Genomic DNA, 19002 nt, shown 5'->3' with positions numbered 1-19002 from the left:
CACACAAGTTGTTCTTCATAATCTCTTAATGATCTTTCTAATACTTCGTCAGTATTAGATGCTGGACTTAATAAACTTAACAACTCAGCATTTTGTGCTTCGTTCGTTTCCGTCTATCTCGTCGGTATGGGTGCATTATAGGGGAAATAAAAACCCTTGCAAGCACTTTTAACTTGCTGTTTTCATGAGTGTTGTATTTTTATGCACTAATTTGGTTCATTATTATACTTTTATTGCCATAAACCCCTAATTCTACAGCAGAAATATGAATAAAATATTTCTGCTGCATTTTTTCATTATTTAGTTGGGTTTGCCTGTTTAACGCTCACATTAAGAATTTTCACAGGTTGTTGCGGTACATCTTGGTGCATGCCATAGCTTGTGGTTGGTACTTTTACAATTTTATCGACCACATCCATCCCTTTTGTCACCTTACCAAAGACGGCATATCCAGCATTCATTGAGCCTTTATTTAAGAAGTCATTGTCTGCGACGTTAATAAAGAACTGACTGGTTGCTGAATTCGGATTGTTGGTGCGCGCCATCGCCAAAGTACCACGCATATTCTTCAAGCCATTTGAAGATTCGTTGCTAATGGGTGCTTTGGTTTGCTTTTCGACCATGTTGGCATCCATTCCACCTCCCTGAATCATAAAGCCTGGAATGACACGATGAAAAATAGTGCCGTTATAGAAATTTGCTTTTGCATAGTCTTCAAAATTTTTTGCTGAAATTGGTGCTTTATCATTAAATAGCTCAATTTCAATATTTCCCATTGATGTTTTCATTTCCACCAGAGTATTGGCTGCATATGTACACACACTGAATGTTGCTGCAGTCAATAACGCGAGGCTTTGCTTTAACATGTTAGGGGTTCCTATGATGTATTTTATGGTTGATTATATTTAGCACAACTCTCAAATTTCAGGTAGTTTTGCCTTTCTTTTATTTATCTACACAGCAAAAAATACAACATTCTCTAGTTTATAGAGGGTTTCAAATGAAACCCTATACTTGAATTCCAACGCGGTTTTAACTGTGCTTATCCCAAAATTTTCGGAACTTGCGACTCATCTCGATATAGTGCTTTTTTGCAGTGCTGGATAAACCTGCGAGGTTGATAAAACCATGGGTCATGTTGGGGTAATCATGGTGAACCACGTTTACGCCCTGATGTCGAAGTTTGTGTGCATAAATCTCCGCTTCATCATGCAGTACATCATGCCCTGCGGTGACCACAAAAGCCGCTGCCAATTTTTTTAAATTGCCATAGGTTGGCGAAATAATCGGATCATCCAGTGCTACTTGATGTTGCGTTGCATAATGCGCAGTCACGGTATCCACATCATCACCCGTTAAGATCAAGCCATCTTTATAGGCAAAGAAGGACGGATGACGACTTTTGAAGTCCAAAGCTGGATAAATCAGAAATTGAGCATGCGGTGCATAAGCTTTCCCCGCACTACGCTGTGCCACAACTGCACTTAAATTACCGCCCGCACTGTCCCCTGCCACTGCAATTCGATTTTTTAAAATCTTCAGCTGTTTACGGTTTTGATAAACCCAAGCCAAGGCATCTTCACAACTTTGGACAATTTGATGCGGCGATGCTTCTGGTGCCAATGGATAGTCGATACTGAGCACTTGTACATTGGCATGTCGCGCCAATAAACGACAGACTTCGTCATAACTGTCGACACTGCCCACAACAAAACCACCTCCATGATAGAACACCAGCATAGGCAGTTTTTTATTGGGAGCCGGATGATAGTGGCGCGCAAAGATGGTGCCACTGTGTAAAGGTAAACGTAAATCTTCCACCTGTTTAATGGCTGTTGATTTTCCCGCAAGAAGTTGGCTCTGTAATTCAAAGGCTTTACGAGAGTTCTGGGCATCTGCCGAAATAAAGCCTGTTTTATTTTGTTTATACTGAACGGCAACCAGACATTTAAGAAAAGAGTCTAATTCGGGATAGTGATAAGGATAAGCCAAGGCCTTGACGATGTTTTCCTGTACAAAATTAGGCAGCTTATCTAACAGCCGTGCTGCTGTGCCTTGATTTTGTTCCATGACTTTTTGTATTGATATGCCCATAAACGACTTATTCCTTGTTGTTTTATCTTTCGGTGAACTTTAAGAAATAAAGCTCAACCTTAAATTATGGCTTTTGCAACAAAGCTAATCTGCTTTAAGCATATTGTCATTAACACTCTTTCTGCAAGTTCAAGTCAAAATCATCAATACAAAGCTTTAAATCCACAACAAGTACAAATTACATAAGCAGTTGAAGAGATTCAGACAGTACACCTCATTCAAGTACTGTCTTTTACTCTAAATATGCGTTAATTCAAGCCAACAACTATTGTTGCATCGATTGTGGTTGTGCCTGCATATCCTGCATTTGAGCCTGAGGAGCATTCATATTTGCAGATCCATCTGCCTGGGCTGCAATTCCGACTTGTCCTTGTGCGCCCACTTCTGCTCCGGTCGACATTTGAGCTGTTTCAGTCGCTTGTACAGGATCTTTTGAAGCACAACCCACTGCAAGCACTGAAATAGCTAACATAGAAATAGAAAATAAACCGACTTTTTTCATACAGAGTTCCTTTGAAAATAAAAGCACAAAGCCTTGCTCCAGCTTTGCGAGAACTAGGATTGATGTTTTCACTGAGTTTTGCACACATCTACCGTTACGGTTTTTTATGACTTGGTGGCGTTCTGCAATGTTTTTTAAACAGGCCGATTCAGGCTTAATTTGTTTTTAGAAAAAGCATAAAGCATACAAATTGCTATTTTTATTCAAGTAAATTGCATCTCACTTCTATCACCAGCCTAAGAACAAGATCAATCAGAGGCATGTTTAGTCATAAAACACGTCATGATTGTTGCGGAACAAACACACAACCGACGCATTGCAACGTGATTGACATTTAATTGCTATAAAAAATTGCAATTCTCCGCAATTTCACAAAAAAAAAGCTTATTCGTAGGTTGAATAAGCTTAAAAAACAGATTCTGAATCAATCTATCAGAAACTACAGCAGCGATTGCTAAGGCATAGCTTAAGAAAATCTATAAAAATTGTGAAATATTTAATTTCGTTTAACTTGATCGCTTTTTGCTCTTAATGAATGGATTAAGGCCATTTCATCTCGCCTTTAACCACTTTCGCTCCTAATTCTAAACTACTAGACTCTGTCAGATCAGGATATTGTTGCTGCATGCTTTGAACTAACGCTGCAGCATTTTTGCTTTTTTTCACGGCTTTTTCATACTGCTTTAAGTAATCAATGGAAAAGTTCACCGCATTTAGCCCTTCAGCAGCACCCGCCTGCATATGTGCAGGAACAACGACTTCAGGTTGAAGTGCTTTGATGGATTCCAATGTCTTCACCACTTCGGCACGATCTTTAGAACTAGGCGTATCCGCCATCCATAGATGAATACCCGATGAAACAGGGATGCCCCCAACCACCGCTTTGGCACTTGGAATCCATAAATAAGTCAGTTCCTTATGCCCTTTAATTGCAATGACTTCATGTTCGAAGCCTAAGGTTTTGTCGCTATACGCTTCAGGTACAATAATTTTGCTGGGTGCATTCGCACCCATTTGTGGTGCCCAGTATTGGACTTTCAATGCTTGAGTCGCCTGAATATGTTGCACGGTTTCAGGCGTCGCAATGATTTTCACCTTTGGGAAGTACTGCTGGAAAACATCCAAACCAAAATAATAGTCAGGATCACCATAACTCACGAAAATCGTGCTTAAAGTTTTGCCTCGATCCAAAATATCTGCGGCAATTCGTAGCGCTTCAGACTTAGAAAATTGAGCATTCACCAGCATGACTTCTTTATCACCTTCAATCAGGGTAGACGTCACGCCGAAATGTTCAGATTGGGCTAAATAAGTGTGAGTTTTTAAGTCTTGCGCATACGCAGTAGAACTCAATGCTAAAGCGGTTAAGGCAACAGCATAAAACATGGCTTGCATGGTATTCATCTCAGATTTGATTTTTGAATACTATAAGTTTCAGTTTTTGCCAAATAAACCATCTGGATTAAGATAAACTGTTGCAAATATTGCAACAATAATCAGAAATATGGATACCTTAAAAGCCATTCAAGTCTTTGTCTGTATTGCCCAACAAGGCAGTTTGACCAAAGCAGCAGACCAGCTCAGTTTTTCGCGGGCCATGGTGTCACGCTATTTAGAGCATCTGGAAAATCACTTTTCTGCCCGATTATTTCATCGTAATACCCGTAAAATTTCGCTCACGGCTGCTGGTGAACAAGCGCTGCATTACTGTGAAAATATTTTGCAACAACAGCAACTGCTGTTGGAGATGACTCAAGATCAGCAACAAACGGGAATAATTCGACTGACCACAGGGCTGTTCCTGTTACAAAATGGTCTAGCCGAATGTATTCAACGCTTCCGTCAGCAATTTCCATTTGTACAGTTTGATATCGTGGTGACCGAAGACACGCTCGATTTAATTGAAGCGCAGATTGATCTGGCTTTTCGCATCAGCCCGAAAATTGCTGAAGGCTTAATTGCGCTCCCCTTATTTCCCATAGACTCGGTGCTGTGCGCGCATCCTGAGTATTTGGCTCAAGCGCCTGAAATTCAGCATCCCGACCAACTATTGCAACACACCTGTCTGACGCATCACAGTATGTATTCCATCTGGACCTTGAATGCCATCAACCAAAAACCGCAGAACTATGCCTTAAACAGTGTGATTCAAAGTAACGATGCCTATGCCCTGTTAGAACTGTGTAAACATGCTCAAGGGATTGCCATGTTGCCAGCCGCACTAGTGCAAACTGAACTGAATCAAAAGCAACTACATCAGATTCTGCCCGACTACGCCTTGCCGCAAATGCAATTGTCTGTGGTGTATTCGTCTCGTCGTCATTTAAGTATAAAAACACAAGAATTCATCGCATTTGTGGCTCAACACTTCAATTTGCCTTAAAAAAACATAAATAGTGCAAATTTAATCAAGCCTACAACTTGAATTTTCCATCCCTGCCCCGAACTCTTGTACTAATCATGAATTTCATAACTCATGGCAGTTCAGAATTAACCAGTTAGCACTGACGCCAAAGGACTGTACATGTTTAAAAACCCTTTTAAACGGAGTAAATCAATGACAACTGAGCAAAACGAACACGCTCAAGACCTTCAACAAGAGCAAGCGGATCAACAAACAGCGCAAACTCAAGCTGAAACCGAGCAAGCAGACGTTTCAGTTGAAGATTTACAGGCACAAATCGGCAAGCTTGAAGAAAGTCTAAAACTGGAAAAAGCCCGTACTGCGAATGCCGTTTATGAAGCACAGAAAAGCGTAGAACGCATTCAACGTGAATCTGAAAAGCATAAAGACACGGTACTGGAAAAGTTTGCGAAAGAATTACTCGACTCTGTCGACAATTTAGAACGCGCGATTCAGGCTGCAGGCGAAGAAGAAACACCTGTACTCGAAGGTGTAAGACTCACATTGAAATCTTTACTCACGACACTTGAGAAATTTGGTGTGGTCGAAGCAGATACACAAAACGGCTTCAATGCAGATTTGCACCAAGCGGTAGGTATTGATCCAAATGCCAAAGCGAACGAAATTGGCACCGTTTTACAGAAAGGTTACACCTTGAATGGTCGCTTACTTCGCCCTGCGATGGTGATGGTAGGCGCATAAGCCTTATAAATACGGGAGTTTGTGAAAAATTTTCAGAAAAACAACTTGAAAAATTTTGAATGGCTCTCATATCGGATAACAAGCAAAAACATTGCACAAGAATTTTTGAGGAACAGATCTAATGGCTAAAATCATTGGTATTGACTTAGGTACTACAAACTCATGTGTTGCTGTACTTGAAGGCGACAAAGTTAAAGTAATCGAGAACGCTGAAGGCGCTCGTACAACTCCATCGATTATTGCGTATAAAGATGGTGAAATCTTGGTAGGTCAATCTGCAAAGCGTCAAGCAGTGACTAACCCTAAAAACACATTATTCGCGATCAAACGTTTGATCGGTCGTCGTTATGAAGACCAAGCGGTACAAAAAGACATCGGTCTGGTACCTTACAAAATCATCAAAGCAGACAATGGTGATGCTTGGGTTGAAGTAAACGACAAGAAACTTGCACCACAACAAATCTCTGCTGAAATCTTGAAAAAGATGAAGAAAACTGCAGAAGATTACTTGGGTGAAACAGTGACTGAAGCCGTGATTACGGTTCCTGCTTACTTTAACGATGCACAACGTCAAGCAACCAAAGATGCAGGTAAAATTGCAGGTCTTGATGTTAAACGTATCATTAACGAACCAACTGCTGCGGCACTTGCGTTCGGTATGGACAAAAAAGAAGGCGACCGTAAAATTGCGGTTTACGACTTAGGTGGTGGTACTTTTGACGTATCAATCATTGAAATCGCAGACTTAGATGGCGACCAACAAATCGAAGTATTGTCGACTAACGGTGATACATTCCTTGGTGGTGAAGACTTTGACAATGCGTTGATCGAATTCTTGGTTGAAGAGTTCAAGAAAGAACAAAGCGTTAACTTGAAGAATGATCCTCTTGCGTTACAACGTTTGAAAGAAGCTGCTGAAAAAGCAAAAATCGAGCTTTCTTCTTCTAACGCAACTGAAATCAACCTTCCGTACATCACAGCTGATGCGACTGGTCCTAAACACTTAGTGATCAACGTAACACGTTCAAAACTTGAAGGCTTAGTGGCTGACTTGGTTGCTCGTACCATTGAGCCTTGCCGTATTGCACTTAAAGATGCTGGTCTTTCGACTTCTGACATCTCTGACGTGATCTTGGTGGGCGGTCAGTCTCGTATGCCAATGGTTCAACAGCAAGTTCAAGAGTTCTTCGGTCGTGAGCCACGTAAAGACGTGAACCCTGACGAAGCTGTTGCAATCGGTGCTGCGATTCAAGGTGCAGTATTGTCTGGCGACAAAACTGACGTTCTTTTACTTGACGTAACACCTTTAACTTTAGGTATCGAAACAATGGGCGGCGTTTTGACTCCAATCATTGAGAAAAACACCACGATTCCTGCGAAGAAATCACAAGTGTTCTCTACCGCTGCTGATAACCAGCCTGCTGTAGACATTTCGGTTTACCAAGGTGAGCGTAAGATGGCTCAACAAAACAAATTGTTGGGTAACTTCCAGTTAGGTGACATTCCACCTGCGCCACGTGGTGTACCGCAAATTGAAGTATCGTTCGACATTAACGCGGATGGTATCTTAAAAGTATCTGCGAAAGATAAGAGCACGGGTAAAGAGCAATCGATCCAGATCAAAGCAAACTCAGGTTTGTCTGATGCTGAAATTGAAGCAATGATTAAAGATGCTGAAGCGAATGCTGAAGAAGACCGCAAGTTTGAAGAACTCGCGAAAGCTCGTAACGAAGCAGATGCTCTTGTTTCTAGCGCGCAAAAAGCAGTGAAAGATTTGGGCGAGCAAGTGACTGCTGATGAAAAAACAGCAATTGAAACTGCAGTTTCTGAACTTGAAGCCTCTACGAAAGAAAATGATGTTGAAGTGATCAAAGCGAAAACTGAAGCATTACAAAACATCATTATGCCGATTAGCCAACGTGCATACGAAGCAGCTCAACAAGCTGGCGGCGCGCAAGGTTTTGATCCAAATGCATTCCAAGGTGGCGATGCGGGTCAACAACAAAAAGCGGACGACGGTGTTGTAGATGCTGAGTTCACTGAAGTAAAAGATGACAAAAAATAATTTGTCAGATTGAAAAGACCGCGCGTAAGCGCGGTTTTTTTATTTTTAGGTACTGCATATTTCCACATCACGTACTTTTCGCTACATTAAGTACAAATGAACAAGAAAAATGATTATGCATCGACTTGGGTTAATTCTTCTCTTCTTGGCTTTACTGTGGCTCAGCTATCAAAGTCATGCACATTATCAATTACGCTATAACGCCTGGTCGGATCGACTCCTGCATCCCTTTGACCAACGTTTACGTTTTAAAATTGGCAATGTGGATCCACGTTTTGGACTCACACATGAGCAAGTCATTCAACTAAGCCAAGAAGCTTTAACCATCTGGCATCAAGGTACACAGCAAAATCTGTTTGTTTATGATCCGAATGCCAAACTCAGTATTGAACTGATCTATGATCAACGCCAGCAAGATGCGGAGGCGTTAAAACAGACCCAACAAAAACTGGATCACAGCAGAAATCAAACGGGCCGCTCTTCAGACAATATTGAACAAGCACGTGCTCAACTTGAATTTCACCAACAGCGATTAACACAACAAAAGCAACAACTGGAAGCCGAATATCAGCGCTTGCAAATTCAATTCGCTGAGGCAAGATCACCTGCACAGCAGCAAAGCCTGCGCGATCAGCAACAACAACTTCAGCTAAGAGCTTCCCAATTTGAACAAGAAATTGCTTACTATCAACAGCAAAATCAGAAGTTTAATCAGCAAGTGGATCAACACAACCTAAATATTCAGCAATTTAATCAACAAATCATACAAGCCCAGCAACGCTTTCCCGCACGTGAATTTCATAAAGGCGTCTTTATGGGAGATAAAATTGAAATCTATCAATTTGATGGTCGTGATGATTTAAGACTGACCATCGCGCATGAATTAGGGCATGCCTTAGGACTAGCACATCATAATGATCCACAAGCCTTGATGTATCCAATGCTCGGGGAACAGGATTTAGAGCATTTTAGGCTTAAAGCTGCGGATTTACAGTTATTGGCCGCACGGCAATAGACTCTTGAAAAATACCCTTAAACTTTATAAGGCTTTCAGTTAGATTTGCGCAGCAAAAGATCAGATTTCATGCTATTGTGATAGAACCATCCACACAGCAAACTGAGCGGAGAACAATGTGAGTTACTACCATATTCTCATTGAAGTGAATGATCATATCAGCACAATTGAACAAACTCGTGATTTGGAATTGTATGATATTATTGAAATTCAGCCTTATCTCTACTCTATTCTCCTGCCGTATTTCAATGAGCAAGAAATTGAACTGGAAGATGAAAATATTGAATTTCAGGATATTTTGCATTTAGAAATCAAGCAGACCTTGCTGCCAATTCAACATCTGATTGAAGAAGAACAACGCCTACTTCCAAGCGATACAGATGTCACGATTACTGCACATGAAATTTTTAATAACCGCGATTTAAGTCAGGATGTCACAACGGTGATTTTTGATATTCTAGAAGCGGTGAAATTCGATCCCATCGAAGTCGAATAAAATATCTAAACAGGCGATGACGGTACAGCTGCACCGTCATCTTTCAATTTATTACTTCATCATCAACTTGGCATTTTCGTTACGGAAAGCGCGTAAAGTCTGTTGCCCTGCGCGTCCAGTCGGATTTAAACCCAGACGAATTTGTTCATCACGAATCGCTTGTCGGGTTTTATCACCTATCAAACCATCCACTTTACCAATGTCATAACCCCGATTGAGTAAATATTGCTGAATTTCACGGCGTTCTGCACGGGATGTACCAGCATCATTGGTTGGCCAACTTTGTTGGAACTGACCTTTACCCTGTAAACGATCCGATAAATGTGCAATCGCTAAGGCATAACTTTCTGCCGCATTATAACTATAAATCGCATCAAAGTTTTTAAAGACCAAGAATTTCGGTCCATTTTCACCTGCTGGTGCCATTAATCCTGCTGGGGTACTTGCCGATAAATTACCTTGAACTAATGCACCACCATCAGCACGCATCACTCCTTGATTCATCCAGTAGGACAAACTTTTTTTATTACGACGCCCTTCACCAGAAATAGAAAGACTTGCAGGCGTAGTCACCTCAAAGCCCCATGGCATACCTGTTTGCCAGCCACGTTTAGTTAAAAAATTAGCGGTCGAAGCCAATGCATCTGAGGTACTCGATACCAAATCACGGCGACCATCACCATCAAAATCAACAGCTAATTCTTCATAGGTTGAAGGCATAAACTGAGTATGACCAAATGCGCCTGCCCACGAACCGCGCAACTGCTCTTCTCTTAAATCACCACGCTGTAAAATCCGCATGGTGGTAAAAAACTCTCCACGGAAATAACTTTGGCGACGACCTTCACAACTCAAGGTTCCCAAAGCCTGCAACAAAGGATAACTCCCTGAAATATTACCAAAATTACTTTCGACGCCCCAGACTGCCACCACAGTTTCAGCAGGTACACCATAAGCTTGGGCAACGCGATTGAGTACATCTCGATGTTGAGCTAATTTTTGTCGCCCCATCTCCACTCGTTCATCATCAACCAGACCAGACAAATAATCCCAAATCGGGGTGGAAAATTCAGGCTGATAATTTAGCTTATCAATGACGCTATAATCAGGCATTAAATTTTGGGTATAACGATCATAAGTGCTCGCACTGACACCTGCTGCAAGTGCTTGACTCCGTAAATTCGATAAGCAACCTTGAAAATTATTCTCGGAACGATAACCACCTGGCTTTGTTAAGTTATTGTTATAAGTCGAAACCGAAGCTGGCTGACCATTAATAATCAATTCCGCATGGGATTGTGCTGCAACCCAAAAAATGGATCCAAAAATAAAATAATTAACTCGTTTCATCGTGACTTTCGTTTTAAATTCAAATTATGCGTTTACCTTAACATTCCAGTGCAAAATTGACAGATAAGAAACGTAAAATTTGAATTCATTTTCTTCGTTTTAAATTCATATTTAATTTTTAAATTTAAAAATAGATATCCATAACCCCAGCTAAACCTTTATTTAAATTCAAAACCACCACTTTGAATTTAAAACTCAAAGTTTGAATTTAAAACATGTTATCCACAGCCGTTCTTTAAATTTAAAACGTACAAACGCACAATTCAAGCAGCCTTAGTATGAATCACAACTCTCTGGAGCGACTTTTAAATTCAAAAATCCTAATTTAAATTCATAAACCATACTTTTAAATTTAAAAAAATGAATTTAAAAGCTTCAATCAACTTTAAATTCAAATTATTTTATCCACAATTAACGACTCACACTGTATTTAAATTCAAACTTTTCAGCAAAACCAAGTTTTAAATTCAAAGTATTTTTCTATTTTCTTATTCTTTAACAACCAAAAACTACGACTTATAGCGTATTTTTCATTCATTCAATCCACAATACGAAACTATAATTTGCGATAAACGGTGCGACTTCTGTGCAGGGTCGCGTAGCATGCCTGAGTTATCGACATAAAAAAAGCGATCCACAAAGTGATCGCTTTTTTGCTAAACAGTTCAGGATTTAAATGGTCATATCTTCGCTTAATGCTAAAGGTACAGGCAAAATTTTCGCCAATTGACGACATAAAGTGGTCAATTGGGTGCTGTCATTTGGCATTAACGTGATGTGACCGATCTTGCGACCCGCACGTTCTGTTTTGTTATACAAATGCAGATGTGCACCATTTAACGCCAAAACCTGTTCCGATTTTGGATACTGTCCAATGATATTGATCATCACGGTAGGGCGGACCACTTCAGTTGAACCCAAAGGTAAGCCTGCAACTGCACGAATATGATTTTCAAACTGCGAACACACCGCACCTTCAATCGACCAGTGACCTGAGTTGTGCACACGTGGCGCCATCTCATTGGCAAATAGACCTTGTTCTGTCACGAACAATTCTAGTGTCAGCACGCCGACATAGTTTAAGTGATTGAGTAAACGCGTGATGTAGTCTTGCGCAGCAGGCTGTAAATCCGCGCTGTTTGGTGCAGGAACAATCGAATGCGACAAGATTCCGTGGTGGTGATGGTTTTCAGCCAAAGGCCAAGTTTTCACTTCACCATCTTGACCACGCACCGCTATGATTGACACTTCACGCGAGAAGGTCACAAAACTTTCTGCAATCAGGCTTTTTGCTGGACCCAATTCAGCCCAAGCTTGCTCAATTTGATCTTCGCTACGCAGAACAAATTGACCTTTTCCGTCATAACCGCCAGTGGCTGTTTTCAGTACCAGAGGCAAACCAAGCGTAGCTACAGCTTGTTGTAAACTCTCCAAAGAGTCCACTGCTTGATACGGCGCAACAGGAATCTGCAATTGATCGAATAAGGCTTTTTCCATTAAACGATTTTGTGCAGTCGCTAACGCTTGGCGCGGCGGATGAATAGCTTTGCTTTGCGTTAAAAGATCGACATCCGCAAGCGGGGTGTTTTCAAATTCCAGACTAAAAACGTCGGCGCTTTGAATAAACTGTTGCAGACCTTGTTCGGTTTGGCTGGAAATCACCTGACCTAAAGCTGCGGAAGGGCAGTCTGTATCTGCTTCATAGAAGGTACATTGAATATTGAGTGGCAAGGCTGCTTGCGCCATCATGCGACCCAATTGACCACCACCAAAAATACCGATGGTTTTGTTCATAACCTGTGTCCCGTTTTAAGCTTGACCCGGAATATTGTTGCTTGCCACTTTTTCTGTTTGTGCTGCACGGAAGTTTGCGACATTTGTCGCAATCTCTGGACGAGTCAAACCAAGAATTTGCGCTGCCATAATTGCCGCATTGGTTGCACCTGCAGGACCAATCGCCAAAGTACCGACTGCAATACCTGCTGGCATTTGTACAATCGAAAGCAGTGAATCAACACCATTTAAAATAGAAGATTTTACTGGCACACCCAACACTGGTAAGTCTGTTTTTGCCGCACACATACCAGGTAAATGCGCTGCACCACCTGCGCCTGCAATGATCACTTGAATACCGCGATCACGTGCAGTTTCAGCATATTCAAATAAACGATCTGGGGTACGGTGTGCAGAAACAACTTCAGCTTCAAATGGGACACCAAGTTGCTTAAGCATATTGGCAGTGTGTTCGAGAGTCGCCCAATCAGATTGAGAACCCATGATAATTCCTACGAGGGGTTGAGCGTCTTGTGCTGCGGCCGCATTCATTGCTAATGTTCCAGAGATTAGAGTGAAAGAGGATAAATCTCGACGAGAGCCAAGCTTTAACTGGTTCAGAAGCCGAATATTATAGACTGATTTTTCATCTCACCAAAATTTATGCAGGGCAGGAGCGAAATATTTTTGCTTTTTTTTCGATAAAAATAAGGAAATGATTGCATGGATAAAAAAATGTAGCGCTTTCGCCATGATTTGAGCTGCTAAACAGCAATTTTTTATGGCTTGAGCATTATCAACGGCTCAGAATGAGATTCATACCATTATATTCTGCTAAAAATAGTTACTGACTTCGAAATACAAAATACACGCAACCCAATAAACAACAACCCGCCCAGATATAGTCCAGCTTAAACGGCTGTTTAAACATATACATCATAAACGGCACAAATACCAATAAGGTCATAACTTCTTGGGTAATTTTCATTTGTCCTAAAGTCCAACCATCCTGCGCCAATAAACGTGTGGCAGGAATCATAAAAGCATATTCCAGCAGCGCAATGACCCAGCCAAACAAGATCGCTTGCCACAGTGGTGCACCATGTAAAAACTTCAGATGACCATACCAAGCCATGGTCATAAAACAATTGGAAATCACTAACAAGGCAAAAGGAATCATCATGCTATTCATCATTACAGCACATTTATTCAAGAGGAAAAATGAGCTGAAAAGTATAAGCCAAAGCACCCGTTTTAGGGGAAGTTATCGTGTTTCACTGACACATAATTCAGGCTGAAATCATGCTCTAAATAGATACAAGAAAAACTATCTTTTCCCGAAGAGCCTTGCTATCGTTGCTGTCAAATCAATTCTGACAACAACACCAATGATGAAGTGCTGTGTCAAAAAGCAGTGGAGTTAAAAATCAATGCATCTGCATATTTTGGGTATTTGCGGCACCTTTATGGGTTCATTGGCGTTACTGGCGCGAGATTTAGGACATAAAGTGACAGGTTCAGATCTGAACGTTTATCCACCTATGTCGACCCAACTGGAAAATGCAGGCATTACTTTAATGCAAGGCTATGATCGTAGTCATTTACAACCGCATCCAGACCTTGTGATTGTTGGAAATGCCATGAAACGTGGCATTGATGCAGTTGAATATATGTTAAATGAAGGACTACCGTATATTTCGGGACCGCAATTCCTTGCCGACCATGTGTTACAAGGTAAACATGTGCTCGGTGTAGCAGGTACGCATGGTAAGACCACTACCACGACTATGCTGGCGTGGGTACTCGACCAAGCGGGTTTAGAACCTGGTTTTCTGATTGGTGGTGTACCTTTAGGTTTTTCTGAAAGTGCCCGTTTAGGCGCTGGAAAATATTTCTGTGTAGAAGCAGATGAATATGACTCGGCATTTTTCGACAAGCGTTCCAAGTTCGTACATTACCATCCTAAAACTGCCATTTTAAACAACCTCGAATTTGACCATGCCGACATTTTTGATGATTTGGCAGCCATTCAAAAACAGTTCCATCATTTAGTGCGTACCATTCCAAGTGAAGGTCGCATTATTGCGCCCATTACCGAAAGCAACATTGATGAAGTTTTAGAAATGGGCTGTTGGACGCCTGTAGTGCGTACCTCTTTAGATGCACATGCTGATGCAGCGCTCTCTGCAGAACAACTGTCGGCAGATGGTTCGCACTTTAAAGTGTTGCAGCACGGCGTGGTCAAAGGCGAAGTGAAATGGAACATGACAGGGCAACATTCAGTGGCAAATGCCTTAGCCACCATTGCTGCGGCAGAACATGTGGGTGTAGCGATTGAAACGGCCTGTGAAGCCTTATCCAATTTTGGTGGCGTCAAGCGTCGTATGGAACTGCTCGGCACCATTCAAGGCATTGAAGTCTATGATGACTTTGCGCATCATCCCACTGCAATTGAAACCACGCTAGATGGCGCACGTAAACGCTTAGGCGAACGTAAACTGTGGGCGATTATTGAGCCACGCTCGAACACCATGCGTATGGGCAGTCATAAAGACGGATTGGCATATTCAGCACGTTTGGCCGATGAAGTGATCTGGTATCAACCTGAAGGTTTGGACTGGGACTTACAGCCTGTGATTGATGCAGCACCGAATAAAGCTGTGGTTGCGCGTTCACTGGAAGATATCATTCAGACTGTGGTGACTGAAGCAGGTGAGGGCGATGCCGTGGTCATTATGTCGAACGGTGGCTTTGGTGGTTTACATCAAAAGCTGATTCACGCTTTAGAAACACAATAAGCACTGTATTGATTAAAGCCCGCTGAAAGCGGGCTTTTTTATTTTTGGAGCTTGTATAGAAGGTTAGGCTGCGACATCTAACAAACTTTGATCACGTTTAAACATCACATCCACATAAGAACATACAGGCACGATTTTTAACTGTTGTTCACGCGCGTATTCCACCAAAACATCCAATAACTGACGTGCTACACCTTGTCCACGCAAACTGTCATCCACCCAAGTATGATCTGCCACAATCGTAGTGGCATCACGCCATACATAAGTAATTTCAGCAATCCGCTGACCTGCGGCATCATTCAGAAAAAACTCACCCTTTTGCGCATTATTTTGATGTTGGAACTGCATGCTCGGCAATCCTTGATTGAGAAAAATTACAGCTAACATGCCATAAGCGCTGCAGAAAAAACACCCAGTTTTAACCTCCGTCGACCAAAGTTTAAAATCTGGTTACACCTTGCGCAATAAATCACCAATTTAAGGGATGAAGCTCCTAGCACTTTATTTCTATGCTAATCATGTAGCACGCACAGGAGCAGCGGCATGTTAATTTATTTTGTTTTAATGCTCTGTGGTTCGTTATTGGCCAAAGTCATTGACCAATATGACAACACAGTTCCATACAGACGTTGATATTTAAACCCTAGACCAAGAATAAACTTTGCTTTCCTCCTCAGATCAATCTTCTGAGTCTTTACATCGATCAGCTTCGCTTTAGATTTGCACTTTTGTACAAAATATGCGATTCTTGCCGCATCATTTGGACCTAGTCCAATACAGAATTTGAACAAGGGGAGTAGCCTCCTCCAGACGTCAGCAACAGCACACCGTGCTGACGTGTCAGAATATCGTCATTACACTTTGCAAAAAGTCGGTATCTGAGCATTACTCGATGTAATGTAGGCAAGACCTTGATCATGTTGACACAGATGTTTATATCATCTGGCAACAGGTCAAGGTTTTTTTGTGGCCATTTGCCAGATGTTGAGGATTTTTTATGGAATCTATCGGCAATTTATGGCTGTATTTAGCGTTCTTCGGCATTGTGATTATCATGCTGTTGATCGACTTTCTTGGATTTAAACAAAAGCAAGGGCAACAGGTTGCCATTAAAACGGCAGCTTACTGGAGTATTGCTTGGGTCACTGTAGCAATGTTATTCGCTGGTGGCCTCTGGCTGTATTTACAGCAAACCGTAGGCGTTGCGATTGCCAACCAAAAAACAATGGAATATATCGCGGGTTATTTACTGGAAAAATCCCTCGCGATTGATAACGTCTTCGTTTGGTTAATGATTTTCGCAGCTTTTGCAATTCCACCTGCATTACAACGCAAAATCTTACTCTACGGTGTACTTGGTGCCATTGTACTGCGTACCATCTTTATTTTCATTGGTGCTTGGTTCGTTCAAGAGTTTTCTTGGATTCTGTACCTATTTGGCGCGTTCTTGGTCTACACAGGCTTCAAATTCCTCAAAGGGCAGGATGATGAACCCGATATCGAGAACATGGCGATCTTAAAATGGTTACGTAAGCATTTACGTATTACCCCGCAACTGCAAGGCGATAAGTTCTTTATCCGTGAAAATGGCGTGTTGTGGTTTACCCCATTATTCTTGGTACTGGTACTGGTTGAAGCATCTGATGTGATCTTTGCGGTAGATTCTATTCCTGCCATCTTTGCAGTCACCAGTGATCCGTTCATTGTGTTAACAGCTAACTTAATGGCAATTTTGGGTCTGCGTGCAATGTTCTTCTTGCTCTCTGGCGCTGCATCGAAAATGCATTACTTGCCCTACGGTCTCGGGATTATCCTGTTGTTCATTGGCTTCAAAATGTTGATGCTGGATGTATTCCACATGCCTATCTGGATTTCTCTAAGCTTTATTGTGATTGTATTGAGCATTACCGCGTGGCTGTCAGTCCGCCACAATAAGAAACAAGAGAACCCATCTGCTTAAACCAGAAGCATGAATCTCAGAAAGACAGATTTAGCCCGCTAAGTCTGTCTTTTTTATGGGAGCTTCAATCCGCACATTCCTGTTGCACCCAACGCAATTTGGACCACTTTTGCAGAAAAGCTTTACTTTGCATCCGCTGTAAAAACACTGCATGACTAACCATGCGAGGATTCCAGCGCAGTTTGAGTTCAAATAAATCTGCAAGCCCCAAAGGTGCAACGACCTCTAACTGTTCATCCAGACACAAGCGCACGACAACTGCAGTCGCCGTTTCGGGCCACATTGAGACAGCCTCAAACAATGAGGAATAAGCAGCAATCGGCTGCCCATCTGCATGGGTGTACCAGCGATGTACATTGGCTTGATTGACCACATCCCAGAGGTATTCAGGAAAATGTGTTTGGAGTTGCTGTGCCAATCGCTTTGCCACGTGATCTTCAGGGTCGGTTGGATCATAGAAAATCACATCAATTTCGCTTTGTTCCAGTACCAAAGCCTGAGCATGTAAATTTGACCAAACCAAGTTTCGTAATGCACCCGCAGAAATATAGGCATCAGGGTGCAAGCTACGCAAAACCTCTAGACATTGCCATAGTGCTCCATGATTCCGCAGCATCTGCTGGAGTGCCATGATGTTTTGGCGATCTAAGCTTTCTAATTCTTCCTGCATCGAATGGTCCTGTTTAAGCTAAAAGATACATCCCGTACCTAATATCTTGGCTGGATCTGGATAGTTTGGCAAAGAATTTGCTTCATTCAGATCCAGCAGGATGATGAGCGTACAGCATGAATACTATTCCAACCCTGAATCCGATTGCCAAGCCTTGTCATAGCCAATTTATCGCACAAGACTGGGAAATTCTGGCGCAATATTGGTATCCCGTGGCGCGTATTCAAGATGTCAGCACGCAACTGCAGCGGGTGACGTTATTGGATATAAACATGGCCCTCTATCAAACGGAAGCAGGTCACATTCATCTGATCCGTGACGTGTGCCCGCATCGCGGTGTGCCATTATCCAAAGGCTGGGTAGAAGGGGAGGAGATTATTTGTCTCTATCATGGTTTACGCTATAACGGCGCTGGCAAATGTACCAAAATTCCCGCACAACCTGATTTAACGACGATTTCAGAGCGTTTCAGCTTGACCCAGTTTCCTGTGATTTTACGCTATGGTTTGATCTGGACCAGCCTGCATGCACGAGACACAACCCAAACCAATATTCCCGTGTTCGATACTTGGGACAATGCCGATCATCAAGCGATTTTACCGCCCTATGTAGATATTGCAGGTTCTAGTGGTCGACAATTGGAAGGCTTTATTGATGTAACACATTTTGCTTGGGTACACCATCAAGCCTTTGCCGATCGTGACAATCCTGTGGTACCCAAATATCACACCGAACGCACGGAATATGGACTGAAAACCGTGTATATCAGCAATGTCAGCAACTATCCTCATGGCTTGCAGCATTTGGCGCCCGCAGATTTTTTATGGGTCCGTACCTTCGAGGTTTATCCGCCATTTTCCGCTATTCTCAGTATTGACTTTCCGAATGATGGTGTACTGAAAATTTTAAATGCTTGCTGTCCCGTATCACACAATCAAACGCGCTTATTTGTACCTATAACTCGGAATTTTGACCAAACGGGTGATTTGGAATCCGTATACGCCTTTAATGCACAAATCTTTACTGAAGACCAAGCGATGGTGGAATCACAAAAACCCGAAGAACTGCCACTGGATTTAATGATGGAAGCCCATTTTGAAGCCGATCGTTCTTCTACCACCTATCGCCGTATTTTAGCCGAGTGGGGGCTCAGTCAACGTTATACAGTTTAGT

At 42.0% G+C, this 19002-nt stretch carries 18 protein-coding genes; 8 read left to right on the top strand and 10 right to left on the bottom strand.

Going from position 1 to position 19002, the window contains the following annotated elements; translation table 11 throughout:
- Positions 1-296 precede the first annotated feature (296 nt).
- The 4 genes from MKI85_RS16425 to MKI85_RS16410 all read right to left on the bottom strand — a co-directional run bounded on the left by MKI85_RS16425 (position 297) and on the right by MKI85_RS16410 (position 4000).
- The gene (locus tag MKI85_RS16425; RefSeq protein WP_241629299.1) at positions 297-866 is read right to left on the bottom strand and encodes a peptidylprolyl isomerase; all 570 of its coding nucleotides are present in this window, start codon (positions 864-866) and stop codon (positions 297-299) included.
- Between the two features lie 166 nt (positions 867-1032).
- On the bottom strand, positions 1033-2094 hold the full coding sequence (locus tag MKI85_RS16420; protein ID WP_241629297.1) for an alpha/beta hydrolase: 1062 nt from the start codon (positions 2092-2094) through the stop codon (positions 1033-1035).
- A 265-nt stretch (positions 2095-2359) separates the two neighbouring features.
- Entirely contained in the window at positions 2360-2596 is a 237-nt protein-coding gene (locus MKI85_RS16415) for a hypothetical protein (protein ID WP_142769856.1), read from the bottom strand.
- Between the two features lie 540 nt (positions 2597-3136).
- Positions 3137-4000, bottom strand: a complete 864-nt coding sequence (locus tag MKI85_RS16410; RefSeq protein WP_241629295.1) for an MBL fold metallo-hydrolase — start codon at positions 3998-4000, stop codon at positions 3137-3139.
- 100 nt (positions 4001-4100) lie between these two features.
- Here MKI85_RS16410 and MKI85_RS16405 point away from each other — a divergent pair, with 100 nt between their 5' ends.
- The 5 genes from MKI85_RS16405 (at position 4101) to MKI85_RS16385 (ending at position 9278) form a co-directional block, all read left to right on the top strand.
- The gene (locus tag MKI85_RS16405) at positions 4101-4979 is read left to right on the top strand and encodes a LysR family transcriptional regulator (RefSeq protein WP_241629293.1); all 879 of its coding nucleotides are present in this window, start codon (positions 4101-4103) and stop codon (positions 4977-4979) included.
- Positions 4980-5153: 174 nt separating this feature from the next.
- Positions 5154-5702 carry a nucleotide exchange factor GrpE gene (gene grpE, locus MKI85_RS16400; RefSeq protein ID WP_241629291.1) on the top strand — a complete coding sequence of 183 codons (549 nt, stop codon included), beginning with the start codon at positions 5154-5156 and terminating at the stop codon, positions 5700-5702.
- Between the two features lie 121 nt (positions 5703-5823).
- On the top strand, positions 5824-7767 hold the full coding sequence (gene dnaK, locus MKI85_RS16395) for a molecular chaperone DnaK (protein ID WP_241629290.1): 1944 nt from the start codon (positions 5824-5826) through the stop codon (positions 7765-7767).
- A 109-nt stretch (positions 7768-7876) separates the two neighbouring features.
- Positions 7877-8782 (top strand): matrixin family metalloprotease, encoded by a 906-nt coding sequence (locus MKI85_RS16390; RefSeq protein WP_281070043.1) that lies wholly within the window; start codon positions 7877-7879, stop codon positions 8780-8782.
- Positions 8783-8900: 118 nt separating this feature from the next.
- Entirely contained in the window at positions 8901-9278 is a 378-nt protein-coding gene (locus tag MKI85_RS16385) for a hypothetical protein (RefSeq protein ID WP_241629288.1), read from the top strand.
- A 51-nt stretch (positions 9279-9329) separates the two neighbouring features.
- Here the strand turns inward: MKI85_RS16385 and MKI85_RS16380 are convergent, their stop codons facing one another.
- The 4 genes from MKI85_RS16380 to MKI85_RS16365 form a co-directional block, all read right to left on the bottom strand.
- Positions 9330-10628 carry a lytic murein transglycosylase gene (locus MKI85_RS16380; RefSeq protein ID WP_241629286.1) on the bottom strand — a complete coding sequence of 433 codons (1299 nt, stop codon included), beginning with the start codon at positions 10626-10628 and terminating at the stop codon, positions 9330-9332.
- Positions 10629-11300: 672 nt separating this feature from the next.
- Complete coding sequence (locus MKI85_RS16375; RefSeq protein WP_241629285.1) at positions 11301-12422, bottom strand: 5-(carboxyamino)imidazole ribonucleotide synthase; 1122 nt, start codon at positions 12420-12422, stop codon at positions 11301-11303.
- A gap of 15 nt (positions 12423-12437) precedes the next feature.
- A complete protein-coding gene (gene purE / locus MKI85_RS16370; RefSeq protein WP_241629283.1) occupies positions 12438-12953 on the bottom strand; it encodes a 5-(carboxyamino)imidazole ribonucleotide mutase in 516 nt (171 codons plus the stop codon).
- A gap of 292 nt (positions 12954-13245) precedes the next feature.
- A complete protein-coding gene (locus MKI85_RS16365) occupies positions 13246-13596 on the bottom strand; it encodes a DMT family protein (protein ID WP_241629281.1) in 351 nt (116 codons plus the stop codon).
- Positions 13597-13831: 235 nt separating this feature from the next.
- On the opposite strand from MKI85_RS16365, the gene mpl reads away from it, so the two are divergent.
- On the top strand, positions 13832-15199 hold the full coding sequence (gene mpl / locus MKI85_RS16360) for a UDP-N-acetylmuramate:L-alanyl-gamma-D-glutamyl-meso-diaminopimelate ligase (RefSeq protein ID WP_241629279.1): 1368 nt from the start codon (positions 13832-13834) through the stop codon (positions 15197-15199).
- 63 nt (positions 15200-15262) lie between these two features.
- Here the strand turns inward: mpl and MKI85_RS16355 are convergent, their stop codons facing one another.
- Positions 15263-15547: a GNAT family N-acetyltransferase gene (locus MKI85_RS16355; protein ID WP_241629277.1), complete on the bottom strand. Its 285-nt coding sequence runs from the start codon at positions 15545-15547 to the stop codon at positions 15263-15265.
- A gap of 649 nt (positions 15548-16196) precedes the next feature.
- Between MKI85_RS16355 and MKI85_RS16350 the strand changes: the two genes are divergently transcribed.
- Entirely contained in the window at positions 16197-17159 is a 963-nt protein-coding gene (locus tag MKI85_RS16350) for a TerC family protein (RefSeq protein ID WP_241629275.1), read from the top strand.
- 64 nt (positions 17160-17223) lie between these two features.
- Here MKI85_RS16350 and MKI85_RS16345 read toward each other — a convergent pair whose 3' ends face one another.
- Entirely contained in the window at positions 17224-17829 is a 606-nt protein-coding gene (locus MKI85_RS16345; protein WP_241629274.1) for a nucleotidyltransferase family protein, read from the bottom strand.
- A 116-nt stretch (positions 17830-17945) separates the two neighbouring features.
- Here MKI85_RS16345 and MKI85_RS16340 point away from each other — a divergent pair, with 116 nt between their 5' ends.
- Positions 17946-19001, top strand: a complete 1056-nt coding sequence (locus MKI85_RS16340) for a Rieske 2Fe-2S domain-containing protein (protein WP_241629272.1) — start codon at positions 17946-17948, stop codon at positions 18999-19001.
- Position 19002 lies beyond the last annotated feature (1 nt).

The organism is Acinetobacter zhairuonensis, from assembly GCF_022601715.1.
Lineage (GTDB): Bacteria > Pseudomonadota > Gammaproteobacteria > Pseudomonadales > Moraxellaceae > Acinetobacter.
Note: the sequence above shows the minus strand (reverse complement) of the source record. Positions and strands in the feature narration are given on the sequence as shown.